Here is a 19,599-nt window from a genome sequence, read left to right as displayed (position 1 = left end):
CCCCCCGGCGGAGGTGACCTCGTTTCCGGCCGGCGTCGTCCCGGTTTTCGGCACCGCAATGGCTGCGGTCCCGAGGCGCGACGCGCTTTTGCGCAATCCGGGACGGGAAACCGCTGCGCATTTCTTCGGACCTGCCCAGAGCAATTCTAGAAAAAGTGTGAAGCGGTTTTCCCGGGAAATGCGCGTAGCGCTTTTCCCTTGGGAATTGCGTCAAAACAGAGTTAGAGCAGCTCGCCGTTTCCGTGAAACGGTGAAATGCTTTAGGAGGGCCTGTCGCGGTCGCGCCACTCACGCATCATCAAGGCCGCTTCGGTGCGATTTCGCACATTGAGCTTCGACAGCACTCCGGTCATGTGATGCTTGACGGTTTTCTCCTGCAGCTCAAGCCGCAAGGCGACTTCCTTGTTGCTCAGCCCCTCCGCCACCAGCCGCAGGATTTCCGTTTGCCGATCGGTGAGCTGCCGCAGCCGTTCCGCCAAGCCGTCGGTCGGCTGCTGGGACTGGAGATCCGAAAGCAGCCGGGCCGATAGTGTCGGCGAGAGATAGCTTTCGCCGGCTGCGACATTGCGCAGGATGTCGGCGAGGCCGCGCGATCCGACGCCTTTGAGGACATAGCCATTCACCCCTGCGTTCAGCGCCTTGGTCACATCGGCATTGGCCTCCGAGACGGTCAGCATGACGATCTTCTGGGCGGGATGGTTGGCGAGGATGCTTGCGACCGCGCTCAGCCCGCCGCCCGGCATCGAGATGTCGAGCAGCAAGATGTCGGGCCGCATCGTCGCGGCGAGGCGTTCGGCATCCTGCGCCGTGGCGCCCTCGCCAACCATCTCGAAGCCTCCGATCTCCGACAGGCTGCGCGTCACACCTTCGCGAAAGAGGGGATGATCGTCGACAATGGCGATGCGAATGGTCCCAGTCATGCTTGCTCCTCGACCGACAGACGGATCACCAAACGCGTACCTTGCGGCCCGGTCAAGGTTTCGAACTGTCCGCCAATGCTTTCGACCCGTTCCCTGAGGCCGGCGAGCCCGAGGCCCTCGACCCGTGCCGTCGGATCGAAACCCGGCCCGCGGTCCGACACTTCGACAAAAAGCCTGCCACCTTTCATCCCGGCACTCACCGCCTGATCCTTGCCTAGCCCGTGGTGATAGGCATTGTTCAGCCCTTCCTGGACGAAACGATAGATGCTGATCTTCTCGGAGGCGCCGGGTTCAGGCAACTGTCCGGCCAGCGTCAGCGTCACCGACGTTCCCGTCCTCTGTTCGTGTTCCTTGACGGCCAGCCGCAGAATGTCGGTTGCGGCAGCCGTCTCGATCTGCGGCAGGACAAGGCCGGTGCAGATGCCGCGTATTTCGCGCATCGCATCCTCCAGCGTCTTGCGAATCATCGTGACCTCGGTCGAGCGGCTTGCGCCTGAATGGCCATCGCTGGAAAATATCGGGCTGTCCATGCGCAGCGCCGCCAGGGCCACGAGTTGGGCCGGGCCGTCATGCAGGTCGGCGCCGATGCGGCGCAGATATCTTTCGTTGAGCGCGGTGGCGCGGCGCGAGGCCTGTTGCACGCGCAGTCGCAAGGCACTGTTTTGCGCCACCAGACCCTGCAGTTCCGACACCTGGCGGCGCAGCGCCCCACGCTGGTCGTCGATGGTGCGGCTGCCGCGCAGGACGATGCCCGACAGGAGCAGGAATGCCGCCAGGGTCGCGCCGGCCACGATCAGCCAGCTCGACCACAGAGCGGAAGCCAGGGTGGCCTGGAAATCGTCGGCGATCTCATAGAACTCGGTAACCGCCACCACCTCGCCCGACCAGGGCTCGCGCACGGGATTGTAGATCTCCAGCAATGGCAAGCCGGTCGCCTTCTCCTCGCTCTCATCCTCATCGAAAGTATTGAATTCAGCGACGACATTGCCTTGGAAAGCGGAACGCAGATTGTCGCTCGGAGCGAAGCGGCGGCCGATCAGGGCCGTCTCCTTGGCATAGAGGACCGTCCCGTCGCGGCGCCAGAGCATGAACGATTCGAGGCGCTTGCCGAGCGCGCCCTGGCCAAGCGTCTCGTCCAGCGCCTGCTTGACGGAATCGCTGAGCTCCTGCTCCTTGCGCAAGTCGGGAAGCAGCGGCGCAATCACGCTGTCGACATAGAGCGCCGTCGTGGCGGCCGAATTGCGGATGACGCCCTCTCTGATCTGCGCCGTCACCCAGGCGCCCACCACCAGCATGACGGCCAGCAGGCCAAAACCGCCGGCAACGACGAATTGCAAGGCAAGAGAGAGTTCGCTCCAGCGTCGCGTCAAGTTCTGCAGAATACGAATCATGAACCCCTGACCGCCCTTCAATCGATTGGCTGGACGATGTCGGTACATTGAGCCTCCGTCTTGCCATTGCCAAGAGCTTCGTTTGGTCGAGCGCTTGACGTCCCGGCGCGCTTCGGAAACAACGTCCGCGACACATGCGGCGGGAGCCGCTTCGAGAGGGGACGGAACGTTGAGTTTTTCGGGACTGCTGCAGCTCGGCTTTTCAACGGTCATTTTCCTGCTGGCGGCGACAGCCGCCAAGCAATGGGGCCTGGCGCCGAGCCTTGGCAAGATCGCGCTGACGCTGGCGCTCTATTCACTGGGCAATCTGATCATGCTGCGGCTGATCCGCGAATTCGGCATGTCGGTGTCGTTCAGCCTGTCTGCCGTCATCCAGCTGGTCTCGGTGAACGTCGTGGCGCTGGTCTTCTTCGGCGAGCGCGTCAACGCGCTGCAGGCGACCGGCATCATGCTGGCGATCGCCGCAGTGGCGCTGATCACGCTCGGACCCTATCTGCAAGGCCGGCTGTAACGGGCGGATTGCCGATGAAGAATGCCGCGAACGCTTTGCTCAACCGGGTCGAATTCCCGGTGCTGCTGGCCGGCCTGGTCATCGCGGCCGGCCTTTGGGGATTCGAGGAGCTGATGGAGCTGGCGCGCGCCACCACGCCGCACGCCTTCGACACCGAAATCCTGCTCGCCTTCCGCCAGGCGGGGCGGCCTGACAGCCCGATCGGCCCGCTGTGGCTGCAAGGGGCGATGCGCGACATCACAAGCCTTGGCAGCGGCAGCGTGCTGGTGCTGATCGTGACGGCGGTAATCGTCTATCTCCTGCTTATCCGCAGGCCGGCGACCGCCCTTTTCATCTTCGTGGCGGTGGCCGGCGGTCAGGTGCTGTCGAGCCTGCTGAAAGCCGGAATCGACCGGCCGCGCCCCGAACTCGTCTCGCATCTCGTCAACGAAACGACGCTGTCTTTTCCCAGCGGCCACGCCATGCTGTCGGCGGTGACCTATCTGACGCTCGGCGCGCTGGCGGCACGCTTCCTGCCCGGTCGAACGACGAAGATCTATGTGCTGTCGCTGGCGGTGCTGACGACGCTGCTGGTCGGCATCAGCCGCGTCTATCTCGGCGTCCACTGGCCGTCGGATGTGCTGGCCGGCTGGTGCGCCGGCTTCGTCTGGGCGATGCTGTGCTGGCTCGCTGCCCGGACGTGGCAGCGATGGCGTGGGCAGCACCCGGACGGCGAGACTGGAGACTAGATCAGCCGGTTGATCAGCCCGTGCCCGCAGCCGGCCAACAGGAAAACCGCCGACAGCAAGGCTGCCGATGTCATGAAAGTCTTGAAGATATTCAACCGCGTTACTCCCTGCCAGATGGAAACCTTAGCGCGCAATCCCGGGAAAGTATCTAAAAATGGTCAGTCAGGCGCCGCCCCTTACGTCTCAAACATTCATCCTAATGCTTGAAACATCAGAATAATGATATTACACCTTACTCCTGCAGACTCAGACGGGGATTCCGGCCGATGATCACTGCCGCGCAGATGCGCGCCGCAAGGGCGCTGGCCGGCATCGATCAGAAGACGCTCGCCGAGCGCGCCGGCGTTTCGCTTCCGACTATCCAGCGCATGGAGGCGAGCGATGGCGTGGTCAGGGGCGTGGTCGACACGCTGATGAAGGTCATCCAGGCCCTCGACGAGGCCGGGGTGGAGCTGATCGGCGAGAATCAGGCCAGCGAGCGCGGCGGCCGGGGCGTGCGCCTCAAGCCTGCCGTGCCGCCTGATCCCAAGGCTGAGCCGGCATAAAGTCGCGACGGCGACCGCCGACAGCCCTGCCGACGATCCCGCCGCCTTTCAGGGTGCGAAAGGCAGTCCATGGATCAGACGCAGCGGGCAGTGCATGAACCGGCCTACAGATCGGCCCAAAGGTCGGCCCACCAGTCGGCAAAGCCGACATTTTCCGAATTGTTCATGCCAAAGCTCGTGACGGTCTGGCGCGAGGGCTACACGTTCGCCGACTTCAAGGCGGACGCCATTGCCGGGCTGACGGTGGCCATTGTCGCGCTGCCCTTGTCGATGGCCATCGCGATCGCCTCGGGAGTCACGCCCGAGCGCGGCCTCTACACCTCGATTGTCGGCGGCTTCATCATTTCGGCGCTCGGCGGCAGCCGCTTCCAGATCGGCGGCCCGGCCGGCGCCTTCATCGTGCTGGTGGCCGCGACGGTTGCCCGGGTCGGTATCGACGGGCTGCTGCTGGCAACGATGATGGCAGGGGTCTTCCTGCTCGCCATAGGCTATCTCCGTCTCGGCACCTACATCAAGTTCATTCCCTATCCGGTGACGGTCGGCTTCACCGCCGGCATCGCCGTCATCATCTTTTCCGGACAGATCGTCGAACTGTTCGGGCTGAAGCTTGCCGGCAAGGAGCCCGGACCGCTGGTGCCGAAGCTGATCGCGGTCGGCGAGGCGGCCGGCACCATCAACCCGGCGGCGACCTTCGTGGCGGTGTTGACCGTCGCCACCATCGCCGGCCTGAAGCGCTGGCGACCGACATGGCCCGCAATGCTCATCGCCATCGGGCTGGCATCGCTGGTCGTGGCGCTTCTCGCGCTGCCGGCGGAGACGATCGGCACCCGCTTTGGCGGTATACCGCGCAGCCTGCAAATGCCCGCTTTGCCGCCGATCAGCCTGGACAGGATGATTGACGTGCTGCCGGATGCGATTGCCTTCGCCTTGCTGGGCGCCATCGAATCGCTGCTTTCGGCGGTGGTCGCCGACGGGATGACGGGCCGCCGGCATCGTTCCAACTGCGAACTGGTGGCGCAAGGCTTCGCCAACATCGCATCCGCCCTGTTCGGCGGCATTTGCGCCACCGGCACCATCGCCCGCACGGCGACCAATGTGCGGGCCGGCGCCCACGGACCGGTTTCGGGCATCGTCCACGCCGCCATCCTGCTCGCCTTGATGCTGGTGGCGGCGCCGCTCGCCAGCTATATCCCGCTCGCCGCCCTGGCCGGCGTGCTGGCGGTCGTGTGCTGGAATATGTTCGAGAAACAGGCCTTCGCCACCTTGCTGCGTGCCTCGCGCGGCGATGCGCTGGTGCTGATGGCGACCTTTCTGCTCGTCATCTTCCGCGATCTCACCGAAGGCATCGTGGTCGGCTTCGTGCTGGGGTCGATCCTGTTCATCGACCGCATGGCCAAGTCGATTGCGGTCGAGGCCGATCAGCCGCTGGTGCAGGGGGATGTCGCCGACAGCACCAACGCCTACGATGCCAGCGAGGCGACCGACGCCGACACCGTCGTCTATCGCATTTCGGGCGCCTTCTTCTTCGGCGCCGCATCGACCGTCGGCACCGTGCTCGACCGCATAGCCGACCAGCGCAGGAACTTCATCCTCGACTGCTCGGCCGTACCGTTCTTCGATTCGACGGCGGCCAACGTCATCGAAGGCGCCGCCCACAAGGCGAAACGCGCCGGTGTCCGCTTCATCATATCAGGCGCCGCGCCGCAGATCCGACGCATGCTGATCACCCACGGCGTCAAGCGCCCGCTGGTGACCTACGCCGCCTCGATCAAGGATGCGCGGGCGCAGCTGAAAGGGAAGCTGGAGGCGGGATAGGGGCCGGGATTTGCCGGCCGGTGGCCATTGTCAGGACAAGGTGTCCACCTGTTGAATGCCAACTTCTTGACGTTGAGCTGACTCACGCACGGCGCGACGTGAACACCGCTTTGCGCCGCTCCTCGCGGTTTGTCCGATACCATCGCCCGCGTCTTCGAAATTGATGCGATGACGAAATGGCGTCGGAAAGAATACGAGATACTCTCGCAATCTTCACACCTGTCCTATATAGCCGCTGCACTGACGATCTTGTCCGGAAAGCTCGGTCAAGAAGAGGTGTTCGCACCCGCCATTTTCGAACTAGCCTCAGTGCACTCGCCTCACACGATCTTCTACGCTGCGGCTACTACATGGTATTTTTCGCGGCTTAGCAACTCGGTCCTGCTAGGGAAAAAGGCGGGTGAATGTGCAATCGTCCTCGACAAGGAGAACGACCGGCATCAGCGAATGGTAGCAGCACGCGACACCCTATCTGACGTGATGCTGAAACATTGGTCGACCCAAACCGGTGGTCACGTCGAGGTTTAGTTTCGGTGAAGAACATCCTTTGGGTCGTCGCATGACAGACGACCGCAACGGGCCAGACGTCGTTAGTTAGCCGCACTGCGAGTTCGAGTTGGTGATCATCGCCGACGAACGAACTTTCCCCTCACGGCTGCGAACGTCTCGCAGCTCTGCCCTGAGGCGCCGATCATGGCTCTCAATCGAGCTTCAGCGCCACAACCTCGCCTTCGTTCATCAACGGCACATAAAGGATCGACTTGCCATCGGTGCCGATGTCGGCGCTGCCCGGCTTGAACTGCGCCACCACCTCCGGCGCGCCGCCCGCATGATAGCGGTAGAGCGTGCCGGTCATGTAGGCGGTGGTATAGATGGTGCCGCCGATGGCTAAGACGCCGTCGAGATCGGCGAATTTCTGGGCACCCGGCAAGGGCGAAACCACCTTGCTGGCGATGTCGACCGACAGCAGGCCGCCAAGCTCCGTCGTGCTGAAGTCGGGCTTGATGCCCTTGCCCCAGGAGGCGACGATCAATCGGCCGCCATCGGCGAAGATGCCGTTGGGCGAAGCCAATGCCCCGTCCTTGACGAACGGCTCCGGCCGGTCGCCATCGATGCGGTAGATGGCGTCGGCCAGCATGTCGGTGACATAGACCTTGCCGGATTGGTCCGATGTCATGTCGTTGAGGAAGACCGCGTTCGGCACCGAGATGCTGGCGACCAGCTTGCCGCTGGCGAGGTCGACGACGCGGACTTTCGTGATGTCGGCAACATAGAGCTTGCCGCCCGAGATCGCCATACCCTTGGGTGCGTCCATGCCGTCGGTCCAGTGCTGGGTGACCGTCTTGCCGTCCAGCGACAGCACGGAGAGATAACCGTTGCCGTCGGCCTCGCCGGGATTGCCTGATATGTTGGAAACGATGATGCGATTGTCAGCGGCGTCGAACAGGGCCGATTCCGGCTGTTCGAGCCCGGTGGCGCGCCAGAGTTCGCCGGCCTCCGCGGCGGGCACCGCAGCAATGCCGATGACGGCGATAAAGGTTGAGGTGATGAGGGTGTTCATGACTGCTCTCCTGAGATGACGAGGCAGAGCTATGGCTTTCGATACTTTTCGGAAAGGCCTGACGCCGCTAGTATCGAATATCGATACGAAACTAGCGACAAGAGGTGCATCCAATGAACGGTCTGATCTTCCAGGCGCTGAAGCGGACGTTGAAGGCGAAGGGCGTCACCTATCGCGCGCTGGCCGAACGCATGGGCGTTTCCGAACCGACGGTGAAGCGTATCTTCCATGAGCGCAATTGCAAGCTCGACCGGCTGATGGAGATTTGCGCTGCCGCCGGTGTCGAACTGGAAAACGTGCTCGGCTCGATGAACCGGGGGCCTGGGCCGGTCAACCACATCGCGCCGGAGGTCGAGCGCAAGCTCGCCGGCCGGCCGGCGCTGCTGTTCATCTTCGTCATGCTGTCAGAAAAGTTCACGCCCGAAGGCATCATGCGCTCGCAAGGCCTGAGCGAGGCTTCGATGTTCCTCTATCTGCGCGATCTCGAGGAACTCGGCCTGATCGCGCTCGGACGGGGTCTTTCGGCGAGACTGCTGGTCGAGACGCCGATCCAGTGGAACTTCGAAGGGCCGCTCAGGCCGCTGTTCGAGATGACCAACAAGAATTTCATCGGCTGGGCCATCACCCATATCGACAAGGAAGCGACCTTCGTCAGCTTCTCCAGGCGGATGCGGCCGGAGACGGCTGAAATGGTGCGGCGCGAGGCGGAGGATCTCGCCGACCGCGCCAAGCTGCTCGCCCATCACGACCAGCACACGACGCCGGAGGATGGCCTGATCGGCTACAAATGGACATTTGCCTTTGGCGCGACGCCATTTCCGGCAATCATGCCGATCGGGCCGCACGCGCGAGATGCCGGGGCGAGGCCTGATACGCCCGCCGCCGCGAAAGGACGGCGGCCGCCGCCGGCCTGACCAGGCACCGCGTCAATCGTCTCAGCACGATTGCATCTGGTGGCTGAGCTTGCCGCGCACGACCCTGGCAGTGCCGACCGCCACCATTTTTGCCGCTGTCTTGCCCCCCGGACCCGCCATGCGACCGGCGACGCCGACCGCGCCATTGACGGCGCCCATCGTCTTCATCTGCCTGACCGTCTCGTTCATACGCGCCCGGCAGTCCTGCATTTTCCTGGTCGCCTCGACTGCAGCCAGGGCCTCGCCAAGGCCTGCCGGCGAGTCCGGGCCGGCCGCCAACTCCGCCAATTGCGCATGCTGGTCTGGCGTGATCGGCGGGCTGGCGGCCGTCTGGCTGCAGCCGGAGGCCAGCAGGCAGATCAGCATCGCGATCGGGCTGCCTCGCCCGACACGTGCCGTGGCTGGAAAAATGCCACGATATTCGGCCTCGAGGCTCCCGCTAGGAGTTGCTTTTCCCGCCACCCGTTTCCTGTTGTCCAACATCCTATTGCCCCACCGCCGGGCCGAGGATGAGGCTGCGGATTTTTGGCGTCAGCGGCCTGACGACGTCGGCGAAGGGATCGCCCTCAGTCCGCAAAATCATCAAGCCTTCGACCTCTTCGTCGATGGCGTCGATGGTCTCCGTCTTCTGTGCCTCGGTCAGCTCCCTCATGCCGGATATGGCATTTCTGAGCTTGGCGAAAATGGCATCGAGTTCCGCGACCGGCATCGTCGCCAGGAACCCGCGCATGGTCTCGCCAAGCGCGACCTTCCAGCTGTCGGCGGTGAAACCGGCTGTGCCGATCAAGCCCTTGTCCGCGGCATCGCGCTCGTACCAGTCGGCGGCGATCTCCTCGTCATAGGCGAACTGACCGAATTCGGGCTGCAAGGCCTCGATCAGGCCGACGACCGCCGACGCATCCCGCGCTGTCAGGGCCAAGGCCTGCGGGCTGTCGAAGATCATGCCGGCAAGTGCGAGCGCGCCGGCCAGCCGGCGCATGGCTGCGAAACGCCGCTCAGCCATAACAGTCCTGCGCAATGCCGGCCCGGGCACTGCTCGTTGCCTGGGACTGCAGAACCGAGCCGCCGATCGAGGCGGCCTGGCCGGCAATGACCCCACCATTGCCAGCCAGACCGCCAAGACCCCCCGCCATCGACAGCACACCGCCGAGCAGAGCCGCATTGGTCTGCGCCTTCGCCGCCTTCTTGGCCGCATCGGCGCAGGCCGTTTCCGTCGTCGGTTCGTTCCGGGCCTTCTTGCTGCCGGCCGCGCTCGCGATCGATGCCGGCCTGTCGTCGACCTGGCCCGTTTGGCAGCCCGCCAGGGCAATGGTCAGGGCCAGGAAAATGCTCTTTTTCATGGTGCTGCTCATCATCGGGCAGCGCGCGGCGGCAGCTTGGCCTCGCGATGATCGGTCACTGCGTTGCCCAAGGCGATCGACAGCAGATAGACACGCGGATTGAACCCTGCCGCAGCCAGTGCCGACAGCGTCTTGAACAGTTGCAAATGAAACATCGTGCCCCCCTTTGGATTGCCGCCAATGCGGTTCCGGTTCCGGAATCGCGCCGCAAACTAGGGGCATAAAAGGGGGGCAGCTTGGACAGAACGGCACTGAAAGCGGCCAAAACGGCCCGGGATTGACGTTTTGCAGGCTCCGGCGCATATGACCGCGCTCTTGGGCATGGGGGGTGTCGATGACTGCGACGATGGGGACGTCAGCTTCATTCAGGCTGGCGACGGAGATGTTTCCGGAGCGGGATCGCGTCGAGATCACGCGTGAGGTTTACGGCCGCACGGTTCTGAGGGTGGACCTCGATCCGCTGGCGCCGGCGCAGATCGACATGCGGGTGCGCGCGTTGCCAGGCCTCGGCATCGCCACCGGCAGCTCATCGGAATTCCGGGTGCATCGTACGTCGTCGCTGATCGACAATGACGACTTCGTTCTCCTGGCGGCCCTCGACGGGGGCAGTGTGATGAAGCATCGCGGCCGCGAGGAGGCGGTCGGCAACGGCCAGGCGCTGATGATGAGCGGTGAAGAGGTTGGCCTCAACCTGATCGGCGCCGGCGGGTTTCGCTTCGTCAATCTGAGTTTTTCGCGCAAGCAGCTTTCGCCTCTGATCGGCGATCCGGCCGCGGTTCTTATGCGGCCCTTGCCGACCCAAAGCGGGGCGATGCGGCTGTTGCTCGACTATATCAGCTCGATCCAGGAGGTCGGAGACGAGTTGACTGCGGAGGCCTGCCACCTTGCGGCGGCGCATGTCTTCGACCTTGCCGCACTCGCCATGGGCGCGACCAGGGATGCGGCCCAGATCGCACGCGGCCGCGGCGTCAGCGTTGCCCGCTTGCGCGCCATCAAGGCCGATATCGTCGCGCATGGTGGCCACGTCGACCTGTCGGCGCAGGACGTCGCCGCCCGCCACGGACTGTCGGCCCGCTACGTCCGCAAGCTGTTCGAGAGCGATGGCACATCCTTGATTGATTTCATGATGACCCAACGGCTGGCGCGCGCGCATCGCATGCTCGGCGATCCGCGCCATGCCGGACGCAGCATCACCGCGATCGCCTACGAGGCCGGCTTCAACGACCTTTCCTATTTCAACCGGGCGTTCCGTCGCCGTTATGACGCCACACCCTCGGACGTGCGGGCCGCGGCTTGCAAGCACTGACGCCCGGCCGCCGGCCAGCGCTCCTGTGCCGGGCCATGCACGCGGCTGGACTCATTTGATCGCGTTTACTCGGCGGCCTTGGCCCCGGAATCGGCAAGCTTGTCGTCCCAGGTCACCGCCCGGTAGTCGAAACCATATTCCAGCGTCGGCTTGACGATGCGGAAATAGGGCGACAGGTCGAAATCGCGCGGCGTGTAGAGCGAATGGTGGCGGATGTGCAGGATTTCCTTGCGCGAATAGTTCGACTGCGCCGAGGCGCGGCCGGGCGCACGGGTGATCTCGGGCAGGATCGGATAGCGGATCTGGCCATAGGCCTCGGCAATCAGCGTCGAGCAGATCGCCCGTGTCGGATCGCCGGAACCGAAGGCCAGCATGCGGCGGCGCCAGCGCACCGGCACTGGCGGTGTCGGGAAGAAAAAACGCAGCATGTCGAAAATGTTCTTGAGGTCGTATTTCAGGCCGAGCTTGCCGATCATGAAGGCGACGACCTTGTCGCGATCCTCCGGCGCCAGCCCACTCGCCCGGCAGATACGGGTGTTGTAGGTGCGGTAGCGCGACAATGGAACGGCGACGCAGCCTTCGCCGATCGTGACCTCGATCAGGCGCGGCCGCTCCGAGCCGTCCGCCGGCGCGGGCAAGGCATCGCCGATATAGAAGGCCGCATGCGACCAGGTCGACTGGGTCAGGTACTTGATCGCCGCCGAGATCTTCTGGTTGCCCTCGATCAGCAGGATGTCGCCGGGCTCAAGCGTGCGACGCAGCGTTTCGGCATCGGATGGGGTGTAGGGCTCGTAGCCGGACGATTCTTCCTGCAGCCGGCCGGCAAGCCAGCGGCCAAGTCGATCCAGAAGCGTGTCGCCGGGCTCGGTCATACTCCATGGCGATTAGCATGGGCGGGTAATGAGGGCTAGCGCACGCCTTTCTTCCCCCCGTCAGGACCGAGAGGAAAAGCGCCAAGTCATCCTACGATGCCGCGGCCTCTTCCGGCGGCGCAGCCAGATCGTCGCGCGCCTTGCGGGCCAGTTTGCGTGTCGAGCGTTTGGGACTGTCGCCGAACAGCTCGGCCGCCGAGGCAAGGCAGCTCTTCTTCAGCTGCTTCTCCGACCGCTTCAAAAGCTTGGCCAGAAGTTTCGTGTCCTCGGGCGGCCCGAGCAGCTGGTCGTCGGCCTCGAGCAGAGCGTGCATCACCAGCACATCGTGCAGGTCGCCCAGCCGCTCGCCCAGTTCGTCGACCGCCTTGCGCCGCGCCTTGATCGGTGTCGGCCACAGCCTGCCGAGCAGCGACAGATGCATGCCGTGGGTCTTGGCCGCCTTGCGCAGATCGTGGAAATCATCGGCCGCTCCCCGCGATCCGGCCTTGTCGAGCGCCTTCCTGGCGCGGCGCAGCGTGACGCGGGCGCCTTCGGCAAGCACGTCGGCCGCCTGTTCCGGCTGCTCGGGCAAGGCCAGCGTGCCGATGCGGTGCAGGCCCTCCTCGCAGGCGGCGGTCGCCGCGCCGATCGCCGCTTCGAGCCCTGTACCTTCGTGCAATTCATGCTGGCGCGCGATCAGCCTGTCGCGAACCGCGCCCAGCCCATCGTCGGCGCTCTCCTTGGGAAAGCTTGCCGCCAGGCGGTCGATGGTCTCGATCAGCGCTGTCGCCTCGCGCGGGCCGGCAAGCAGGGCCGCCACGTTGCGGTAGCACTGGTTTTCTGTCTCACAGAATGTTTCGTCACCGGAACGAACAAGCCGCAACAAGGCGCGAGCGCTCTTCAGCCGCTTGCGGCATTTGTGCAGTGCCTGTTCCGGCCGGCTCCGTGCGGCGTCAAGATGATGCAGCGCCTTGCCGATCTCCTCGGCAAGGATTCTCCTGACCTCGCCGGTCAGCGGCAGGCGCGGATCGATGCGAAAGCTCATGCGGCGATCTCCGGAATCCCACCAAGGGCGAGCGACGCGTTGTAGAATTTCTGCTCGCCGGTGACTTCACGGCCGAGCCAGTCGGGCAGCATTTCGTCCGGCACGTCCTCCGGCGTCTCAAGTTCGGCGACCACAAGTCCCGCAAGCGGTCCGCCAAAGACATCGACTTCGTAGAGATAGCCACGGTGCCTAACATGGTGACGTGTCTTCTCGATGACACGTCCGATGGCGAAGTCCAGCATCTCCACCGCCTCCGACAGCGGGATCGGGTATTCGAATTCGTCGCGCTCGCGCGCTTTGCTGCCGAATTTGAGCGTCAGCTTGGCGGAAGTGCCGTCGCTGATGCGGATGCGCACTGTGCGCCCGGGGCCGGCAGCGAGATAGAACTGGAGAATGCGGATATTGGCCTCGGCCAACTCCCGCCATGCGGTGCTGGTGACCAGGAATTTTCGTTCGACTTCCTTGCCCATGGCCGCGCACTAAAGCGTTTGCCGCCGTCGATGGCAAGACAATGACGAACAGAAGTTGACTTTAATCAATCGATTGATTAAAGTGCGCTCATGATCAAACTACCTGAGCCCAAAGTTCTTCGTCGCGAGCCCGCCGAGATGACGCGCGCGGCGCTTGTCCAGGCGGCACTGAAGCTGTTCGGACGGCAGGGCTTCGACGGCACCTCGACGCGCGAGATCGCCGCCGAGGCGCAAGCCAATATCGGCTCGATCGCTTATCATTTCGGCGGCAAGGAGGGTCTTCGCACGGCCGCCGCCGACTTTATCGTCGAGACCATCCAGACGGTCGCCGGACCGGCACTCGGCAATGCACAGGCGCCCGCGCCGGTCGGTCCGGAGGCAGCGCAGGCGCAGCTCTTCGCGGCGCTGGAGCGAATGGTCGGCTTTGTCGTGGCCAGTCCGCAGGCCGGTGAGATCGTGCAGTTCATCCTGCGCGAACTTTCCCATCCAACGGCAGCCCTCGATCGTATCTATGACGGTGTCTTCGAGCCGAGCCATCGCCGGCTGTGCCAGCTGTGGGAACAGGCAACTGGCGAGCCCGCCGAAAGCGAGGCCACAAGGCTCACCGTGTTCACGCTGATCGGCCAGGTCATCTATTTCCGCATCGGCCGTGAGGCGGTGATGCGCCGCATGGGCTGGCCCGATATCGGCGCCGCGGAGGCCGCCAAGGTGGTGGCGGTCACATCGGGCAATCTCAAGGCCATATTCGCCGCCAGAAAAGGGGCAAAGACAAAGGGGCAAAGACCATGAGCTTTCTGTGTTCGCTGCCGCTCGCCGCGCAGCTCTTCTCGGCCTGTGCCCCGGCAGCACCGCTGGCCGTCGGCTATGTCGAAGGCGACTACGTGCTGCTGGCGCCGATCGAGGTGGCGCAGGTAGAGACCGTCACGGTGAAGCGCGGCGACCGTGTCATGCCCGGCACCACCGTTGTGACGCTGGAAAGCGCCGATGCAAAGATCGCTGTGGCGCAGGCGCAGGCAAGCCTTGCACAGGCGCAGGCACAACTCGCCGACCTGCAGATCGGCAAGCGGCCGGAAGAGATCGCCGTGCTGAAGGCCGAGGTCGATATGGCCAGCGCCCAGGCCGCCGACGCCAAGCGCAAATACGACCGCGCCGCCGATCTGTTCAAGCGCGGCGCCGGCACGCAAGCGGATTTCGACACCGCGTCGGCCACGCTCGAAACGGCCAATGCGCAGGTCGGCCAGGCCAAATCCAATCTCGCCGTCGGCGGCCTGCCGGCGCGCCCCGAGACGATCAAGGCCGCCGACAATCAGGTCAAGCAGGCGCAGGCCGCGTTGGAGCAGGCGCAGTGGCGGCTGTCGAAGCGCGTCCTGGCAGCCCCTTCGCCGGGCCGCGTCAACGACGTCATCCGCAATCCGGGCGATACATCAGGTCCGACCGCGCCTGTGATTTCGATCCTGCCCGACGGCGCGGTGAAGCTCAGCGTCTATATCCCGGAGAGCGCCTTCTCCTCGGTCAAGGTCGGCACCTTGCTCGGCGTCCATTGCGACGGCTGCGGCCCGGATGTGAAGGCGCGCGTCAGCTACGTCTCGCCAGATCCCGAGTTCACCCCGCCGGTGATCTATTCGCTCGAGAACCGGCAGAAGCTGGTCTACCTGGTCGAGGCGCGGCCGGAGGGCGATGCCGGCCCGCTGCAGCCCGGCCAGATCGTCGATGTCGATCTGGCGGACAGCGCAAGATGAACGCCATCGACGTCCACGGCCTGGTCAAGCGCTTTGGCGACAAGACCGTCGTCGACCATGTGACGATGTCGGTTGCCGAGGGCGAGATCGTCGGCTTTCTCGGCCCCAACGGTTCGGGCAAGACGACCACCATCCGCATCATGTGCGGCCTGCTGACGCCGGACGAGGGCGAAGGCACGGTGCTCGGTTTCAACATCCGCACCGACAGCCTGCGCATCAAGCGCGAAGTCGGCTACATGACGCAGAAATTCTCGTTCTACGAGGATCTGACGATCGGCGAGAATCTCGAATTCGTCGCGCGGCTCTACCGGCTGAAGCCGGTCGAGGAGCATGTCGCGAGCACGTTGGAGGACCTCGGCCTGACGTCGCGCCGCAACCAGCTGGCCGGCACCTTGTCGGGCGGCTGGAAGCAGCGGCTGGCGCTGGCCGCCTGCATCATGCACAAGCCGAAATTGCTGCTGCTCGACGAGCCTACGGCCGGTGTCGACCCGAAGGCGCGGCGCGAGTTCTGGGACGAGATCCATCGCCTCGCCAGCGGCGGGCTGACCGTGCTGGTCTCCACCCACTATATGGACGAAGCCGAGCGCTGCCACCGCATCAGCTACATCTCCTATGGCAAGATGCTGGCCACCGGCACTGTCGCCGAAGTGGTGAAAAATGCCGGGCTGACCACCTTCGTCCTGCAAGGTCCGCGCCTCGATCAGGTCGCCGAAGCGCTTCAGGGCCGCCCCGGCGTCGATCAGGTGGCGCCGTTCGGCGCGACGCTGCATGTCGTCGGCTCCGACAAGAAGAAGCTCGAAGCCGCGCTTGCCGATGTCGAGAGAGAGCACAAGGGCGTGAAAGTTTCGCCCGGCGAAACCAGCCTCGAGGACGTCTTCATCCAGTTCATGTCCGGCTCGAAGGACAACATGGCATGAACAGCGTCTTTTCCTTCGCCCGGCTTGGCGCCTTGCTGATCAAGGAATTCATCCAGATGCGGCGCGACCGCATCACCTTCGCCATGATGCTCGGCGTGCCGCTGATACAATTGGTGCTTTTCGGCTACGCCATCAACAACGACCCGAAAAGCCTGCCGGCAGCACTCGTGGCGACGAGCAACGATCCCTATACGCGCGCCATTGTCGCGGCGCTGCAGACCACCGGTTACTATCGTTTCGACCATGTCGCGCAAAGTGCCGCCGAGGCCGAGTTCCTGATATCGCGCGGCGACGTTGCCTTCGTCGTCACCATCCCGGCCGATTTCGCCAGGAGGGTGGAGAGCGGCAACAGCCCGCAGATACTCATCGAGGCCGACGCCACCGACCCGGCGGTGGCCAGCGGCGCCATCTCGACGCTCGGCACAGTCGGCAGCCAGGCGCTGCTGAGGGCGCAAGGCACGCAGGAAGCCGCCGCCGAGGCCGCCAAGGGTCAGCTCGATGTCGTCGTACACCGGCGCTACAATCCCGAAGGCATCTCGCAATACAACATCGTGCCCGGCCTGCTGGGCGTCATCCTGCAGATGACCATGGTGATGATGACCTCGATCGCGCTGACACGCGAGACCGAGCGCGGAACGATGGAGAACCTGCTGGCGATGCCGTCCAGCCCGCTCGAGATCATGATGGGCAAGGTGCTGCCCTATCTGGCGGTCGGCGGCGTGCAGGTGGTGGTGGTGCTGGCGGCGGCGAAACTTCTGTTCGCCATCCCCTTCACCGGATCGATGTCGCTGCTCCTGACCGCCGTGCTGATCTTCGTGCTGGCGCTGGTGCTGCTCGGCTACACGATTTCGACCATCGCCCGCACGCAGATGCAGGCGCTCCAACTCACCTTCTTCTTCTTCCTGCCGTCGATCATGCTGTCCGGCTTCATGTTCCCGTATCGCGGCATGCCGGACTGGGCACAAATCTTCGGCGAGATCTTCCCGCTGACGCATTTCCTACGCATCACCCGCGCGGTGATGCTGAAGGGGGCCGAACTGCCGGCCGTGGCAACGGAGATCGGCTGGCTGGTGGTGTTCGTGGCTTTGTTTGCCGGCGTAGCATTGGTGCGATTCCGGCGGACGCTGGATTAGACGCCGCACGACCTCCAGTCTTGCTACCAGCCTTCGCTCCTTGCTCCGCCCGTGGATGACGAAGGGAGAAATGCTTTCGCCAATCTCCATGGTTTATAACTGCCACTAACCGTTGAGCGATTTCGGGCCGCTGACGAAGGCGCTCCCCTTGACGTAAAACCGCAGCGGGCGATCGGCATCCTTTGTAATGCCGATCCGGATGCCTTGGGCGATGTCGCCGGCTTGATGCTCGTCGGTTGCCAGCCATAGCGGGCCTTTGCGGCAGAGATCGAGCCCGTCGAGCGAACGATCGATCCGCAACGCCTGGGCCAGCCTTCCCGGTCCTCGCGCAAGGTCGCGCAAGCGCTCGATGCCGCGATTGAGCCGCATGAGCGCAATGCCTTCGAGCGGCTCGAGCGCCCTGATGAGCACGCCGGTTCCGACCCCTGGCATCTCGCTCGAGACGTTGAGCATGTAGGAGATGCCGTAGGCGAGATAGACATAAGCGTGCCCAGCCTCGAGAAACAACGAACGGTTGCGCGGCGTCTGGCCCCGGTAGCCGTGCCCGGCGGCATCGCCGGTCACATAGGCCTCGGTCTCGACGATGCGGCCGCTGGCGATGCCTTCGGGCAGTTCGCGCACCACGATCTTGCCGATGAGAGTGCGGGCAAGGGATGCCGTATCGTCGGGCAGCTCAGAACGCGTGAGCGGGCGGTAGATGACCATGTTCAGCCCGGCGACGACTTGGAGGCGGGCGAGGAGTGATCCAAGGCGAAACCTGCCTCAGATCCATGTCGGACCCTTTGGACATCCCGTCTCAAGCCGCCGCCATGATCCCGGCATAAGTGCCGAAATCGACATTGCCGCCGGACAGCACCACGGCAACGCATTTGCCGGACAGTTCGATCTCGCCCGACGACAGCGCCGCCAACGCCACGCAGCCGCCGGGCTCGACCACCAGCTTGAGATAGGCCATGGCGTCGCGCATCGCCTGTGCCGTCGCCTTGTCGGAAACGGCGATGCCGCCTGCCAGGTTCCTGCGGTTGATCTCGAAGGTGATCAGGCCGGGCTCCGCGGTCAGGATCGCGTCGCAAATCGACGCGTGGCCGGGTTCGTTTGACACCCTGGCGCCGGCGGCCAGCGAACGGCGGGTGTCGTCGAAATGCTCTGGCTCCACCGCCCAGACCGCAGTGTTGGGCGAGGCGTCCTTGACGGCAACCGAAATGCCGCTGGCCAGGCCGCCGCCGCCGCAGGGAATGACGACCGCGTCGAGGTCGACGCCAAGCGCTTTTGCCTGGCGCATCAATTCGAGGCCGATCGTGCCTTGGCCCGCAATGATGGCCGGGTCGTCGAAGGGTGGCACCAGCACCATGCCTCTTTCCACGTAAGGGCGAACCACGCTCATGCGGTCGTCGCGAAAGCGGTCGAACGGCACCACCTCCGCCCCCATCTTGAGGACGTTAGCGATCTTCATCGCCGGCGCGTCTGAAGGCATGGCGATGACCGCCTTGACGCCGAACATCGCGGCCGAAGCGGCGACACCCTGCGCATGATTGCCCGACGAGAAGGCGACGACGCCCTGGCTGCGTTCTTCGTCGCTCAGCGACGACAGCTTGTTGTAGGCACCACGGAACTTGAACGAGCCGGTACGCTGCAGCGTCTCCGGCTTGAACAGGATGCGGCCGCCGAAGCGCTTGTTCAGCTCCTGCGATTCGATCAACGGGGTTTCGACGATCAGGCCGGCGAGACACGCGGCGGCGGCGTGGATGTCGGCGATGCCGGGAGGGGTGGTGGCGGTCATGTGAGGTCCAGTGGACAGGGGTCTTTCCATGATGCCCGCAAAGGGAGGCGGCGCACCATGGGAAAAATGTGACCGTTACAAGGTTTAGCGAGGCGGTCGCCAACGCCTCGGCTGCACGCCCCCCTCTGGCCTGCGGACATCTCCCCACGGGTGGGGAGATCGGCTGGGTATCCGCTTTCGCCAATTTCCAACGTTGAAGAAGGGGCACACCTAATGAAGCTGACAATCTCCCCCTCGTGGGGGAGATGTCCGGTAGGACAGAGGGGGGCGCCGTCCCGCCGCCGTCTCACGAGTTTCACCCCAACAGCGTCCTCTGCCTCTTGCTCCCGCCCAGCTTGCGCCAGTTGTTGAAGCGGTGGCTGGCGGCGGCAAAGGATATCTTCATCTGCTGGGCGACCGAATAGCGCGACTTGCCCTCGTCGAACATGCGGTAGCAGCACTCGACGCCTTCCTCGGTCAGTTTGCCGTCCGGCGCCTTGTTGTGCGGATTGGCGGGGTCGAATTTCTCGACCTGCTGCTCGACCAGGCCTTTCAGGCGCTGCAGATCGGCCTCGATGCTGGCGATGAGATCGAGAACGGGCTTTGGGTCATAGGGATGCGGAGGCTGTTTTGCCGTCATCTGCGGGTTCCTTG

Annotated in this window: 24 protein-coding genes; 11 read left to right on the top strand and 13 right to left on the bottom strand. The window is 64.3% G+C overall.

The features are described 5' to 3' along the window. Nucleotides 1-260 precede the first annotated feature (260 nt). Nucleotides 261-920, bottom strand: coding sequence for a response regulator transcription factor (locus tag EN955_RS10480; protein ID WP_013528674.1), 660 nt, complete (start codon nt 918-920; stop codon nt 261-263). Further along, on the bottom strand, nt 917-2,311 hold the full coding sequence (locus EN955_RS10475) for a sensor histidine kinase (RefSeq protein ID WP_024502211.1): 1,395 nt from the start codon (nt 2,309-2,311) through the stop codon (nt 917-919). Before EN955_RS10475 ends, EN955_RS10480 begins: the two co-directional genes overlap by 4 nt. A gap of 169 nt (nt 2,312-2,480) precedes the next feature. Here EN955_RS10475 and EN955_RS10470 point away from each other — a divergent pair, with 169 nt between their 5' ends. From EN955_RS10470 to EN955_RS10450, 5 genes are all read left to right on the top strand, one after another. Next, complete coding sequence (locus EN955_RS10470; RefSeq protein ID WP_013528672.1) at nt 2,481-2,822, top strand: hypothetical protein; 342 nt, start codon at nt 2,481-2,483, stop codon at nt 2,820-2,822. 14 nt (nt 2,823-2,836) lie between these two features. After that, a complete protein-coding gene (locus tag EN955_RS10465; RefSeq protein WP_024502210.1) occupies nt 2,837-3,550 on the top strand; it encodes a phosphatase PAP2 family protein in 714 nt (237 codons plus the stop codon). A gap of 266 nt (nt 3,551-3,816) precedes the next feature. Beyond that, complete coding sequence (locus tag EN955_RS10460) at nt 3,817-4,095, top strand: helix-turn-helix transcriptional regulator (protein ID WP_013528670.1); 279 nt, start codon at nt 3,817-3,819, stop codon at nt 4,093-4,095. 69 nt (nt 4,096-4,164) lie between these two features. Further along, a complete protein-coding gene (locus EN955_RS10455; protein ID WP_024502209.1) occupies nt 4,165-5,910 on the top strand; it encodes a SulP family inorganic anion transporter in 1,746 nt (581 codons plus the stop codon). Between the two features lie 129 nt (nt 5,911-6,039). Then, nucleotides 6,040-6,438, top strand: a complete 399-nt coding sequence (locus EN955_RS10450; protein ID WP_024502208.1) for a hypothetical protein — start codon at nt 6,040-6,042, stop codon at nt 6,436-6,438. Between the two features lie 172 nt (nt 6,439-6,610). Here the strand turns inward: EN955_RS10450 and EN955_RS10445 are convergent, their stop codons facing one another. Further along, the gene (locus EN955_RS10445) at nt 6,611-7,471 is read right to left on the bottom strand and encodes an ATP/GTP-binding protein (protein WP_024502207.1); all 861 of its coding nucleotides are present in this window, start codon (nt 7,469-7,471) and stop codon (nt 6,611-6,613) included. 113 nt (nt 7,472-7,584) lie between these two features. On the opposite strand from EN955_RS10445, the gene EN955_RS10440 reads away from it, so the two are divergent. Next, the gene (locus EN955_RS10440; protein ID WP_024502206.1) at nt 7,585-8,385 is read left to right on the top strand and encodes a helix-turn-helix transcriptional regulator; all 801 of its coding nucleotides are present in this window, start codon (nt 7,585-7,587) and stop codon (nt 8,383-8,385) included. Nucleotides 8,386-8,406: 21 nt separating this feature from the next. Here EN955_RS10440 and EN955_RS10435 read toward each other — a convergent pair whose 3' ends face one another. Genes EN955_RS10435 through EN955_RS10420 form a run of 4 tightly spaced genes read right to left on the bottom strand, consistent with a single transcriptional unit; the run spans nt 8,407 to nt 9,880 of the window. Then, nucleotides 8,407-8,868 (bottom strand): hypothetical protein, encoded by a 462-nt coding sequence (locus EN955_RS10435; RefSeq protein ID WP_081714218.1) that lies wholly within the window; start codon nt 8,866-8,868, stop codon nt 8,407-8,409. A gap of 1 nt (nt 8,869) precedes the next feature. Then, the gene (locus tag EN955_RS10430) at nt 8,870-9,388 is read right to left on the bottom strand and encodes a hypothetical protein (protein WP_024502204.1); all 519 of its coding nucleotides are present in this window, start codon (nt 9,386-9,388) and stop codon (nt 8,870-8,872) included. Further along, nucleotides 9,381-9,725, bottom strand: coding sequence for a hypothetical protein (locus tag EN955_RS10425; protein ID WP_032898771.1), 345 nt, complete (start codon nt 9,723-9,725; stop codon nt 9,381-9,383). The genes EN955_RS10430 and EN955_RS10425 overlap by 8 nt, the downstream gene beginning before the upstream one ends. Before the next feature lie 11 nt (nt 9,726-9,736). Beyond that, on the bottom strand, nt 9,737-9,880 hold the full coding sequence (locus EN955_RS10420; protein ID WP_023813481.1) for a hypothetical protein: 144 nt from the start codon (nt 9,878-9,880) through the stop codon (nt 9,737-9,739). 179 nt (nt 9,881-10,059) lie between these two features. Here EN955_RS10420 and EN955_RS10415 point away from each other — a divergent pair, with 179 nt between their 5' ends. Continuing rightward, nucleotides 10,060-11,031, top strand: a complete 972-nt coding sequence (locus EN955_RS10415; protein ID WP_013528662.1) for an AraC family transcriptional regulator — start codon at nt 10,060-10,062, stop codon at nt 11,029-11,031. Between the two features lie 65 nt (nt 11,032-11,096). On the opposite strand, the gene EN955_RS10410 is transcribed toward EN955_RS10415, so the two are convergent. The 3 genes from EN955_RS10410 to EN955_RS10400 form a co-directional block, all read right to left on the bottom strand. Continuing rightward, entirely contained in the window at nt 11,097-11,903 is an 807-nt protein-coding gene (locus EN955_RS10410) for a hypothetical protein (protein ID WP_024502202.1), read from the bottom strand. Nucleotides 11,904-11,994: 91 nt separating this feature from the next. After that, nucleotides 11,995-12,927, bottom strand: a complete 933-nt coding sequence (locus tag EN955_RS10405; protein WP_024502201.1) for a CHAD domain-containing protein — start codon at nt 12,925-12,927, stop codon at nt 11,995-11,997. Further along, complete coding sequence (locus EN955_RS10400; RefSeq protein WP_013528659.1) at nt 12,924-13,397, bottom strand: CYTH domain-containing protein; 474 nt, start codon at nt 13,395-13,397, stop codon at nt 12,924-12,926. The genes EN955_RS10405 and EN955_RS10400 overlap by 4 nt, the downstream gene beginning before the upstream one ends. Before the next feature lie 90 nt (nt 13,398-13,487). On the opposite strand from EN955_RS10400, the gene EN955_RS10395 reads away from it, so the two are divergent. From EN955_RS10395 to EN955_RS10380, 4 genes are read left to right on the top strand one after another with little or no spacing between them, the layout of a single operon-like run. Next, a complete protein-coding gene (locus EN955_RS10395) occupies nt 13,488-14,186 on the top strand; it encodes a CerR family C-terminal domain-containing protein (protein ID WP_013528658.1) in 699 nt (232 codons plus the stop codon). Further along, nucleotides 14,183-15,136 carry an HlyD family efflux transporter periplasmic adaptor subunit gene (locus EN955_RS10390; protein WP_013528657.1) on the top strand — a complete coding sequence of 318 codons (954 nt, stop codon included), beginning with the start codon at nt 14,183-14,185 and terminating at the stop codon, nt 15,134-15,136. Before EN955_RS10395 ends, EN955_RS10390 begins: the two co-directional genes overlap by 4 nt. Then, entirely contained in the window at nt 15,133-16,053 is a 921-nt protein-coding gene (locus tag EN955_RS10385; RefSeq protein WP_013528656.1) for an ABC transporter ATP-binding protein, read from the top strand. The genes EN955_RS10390 and EN955_RS10385 overlap by 4 nt, the downstream gene beginning before the upstream one ends. After that, entirely contained in the window at nt 16,050-17,186 is a 1,137-nt protein-coding gene (locus EN955_RS10380) for an ABC transporter permease (RefSeq protein ID WP_024502200.1), read from the top strand. Before EN955_RS10385 ends, EN955_RS10380 begins: the two co-directional genes overlap by 4 nt. A 105-nt stretch (nt 17,187-17,291) precedes the next feature. Here EN955_RS10380 and EN955_RS10375 read toward each other — a convergent pair whose 3' ends face one another. From EN955_RS10375 to EN955_RS10365, 3 genes are all read right to left on the bottom strand, one after another. Next, nucleotides 17,292-17,891 carry a DNA-3-methyladenine glycosylase gene (locus EN955_RS10375; protein ID WP_024502199.1) on the bottom strand — a complete coding sequence of 200 codons (600 nt, stop codon included), beginning with the start codon at nt 17,889-17,891 and terminating at the stop codon, nt 17,292-17,294. A 91-nt stretch (nt 17,892-17,982) separates the two neighbouring features. After that, nucleotides 17,983-18,966 carry a threonine/serine dehydratase gene (locus EN955_RS10370; protein WP_024502198.1) on the bottom strand — a complete coding sequence of 328 codons (984 nt, stop codon included), beginning with the start codon at nt 18,964-18,966 and terminating at the stop codon, nt 17,983-17,985. A 295-nt stretch (nt 18,967-19,261) separates the two neighbouring features. Then, nucleotides 19,262-19,585, bottom strand: a complete 324-nt coding sequence (locus EN955_RS10365; protein WP_024502197.1) for a hypothetical protein — start codon at nt 19,583-19,585, stop codon at nt 19,262-19,264. Between the last annotated feature and the right edge of the window lie 14 nt (nt 19,586-19,599).

Origin of the sequence: Mesorhizobium sp. M7A.F.Ca.CA.001.04.2.1, assembly GCF_003998485.1 — a bacterium.
In the GTDB taxonomy this organism is placed as follows: Bacteria; Pseudomonadota; Alphaproteobacteria; order Rhizobiales; family Rhizobiaceae; genus Mesorhizobium; species Mesorhizobium ciceri.
Note: the sequence above shows the minus strand (reverse complement) of the source record. Positions and strands in the feature narration are given on the sequence as shown.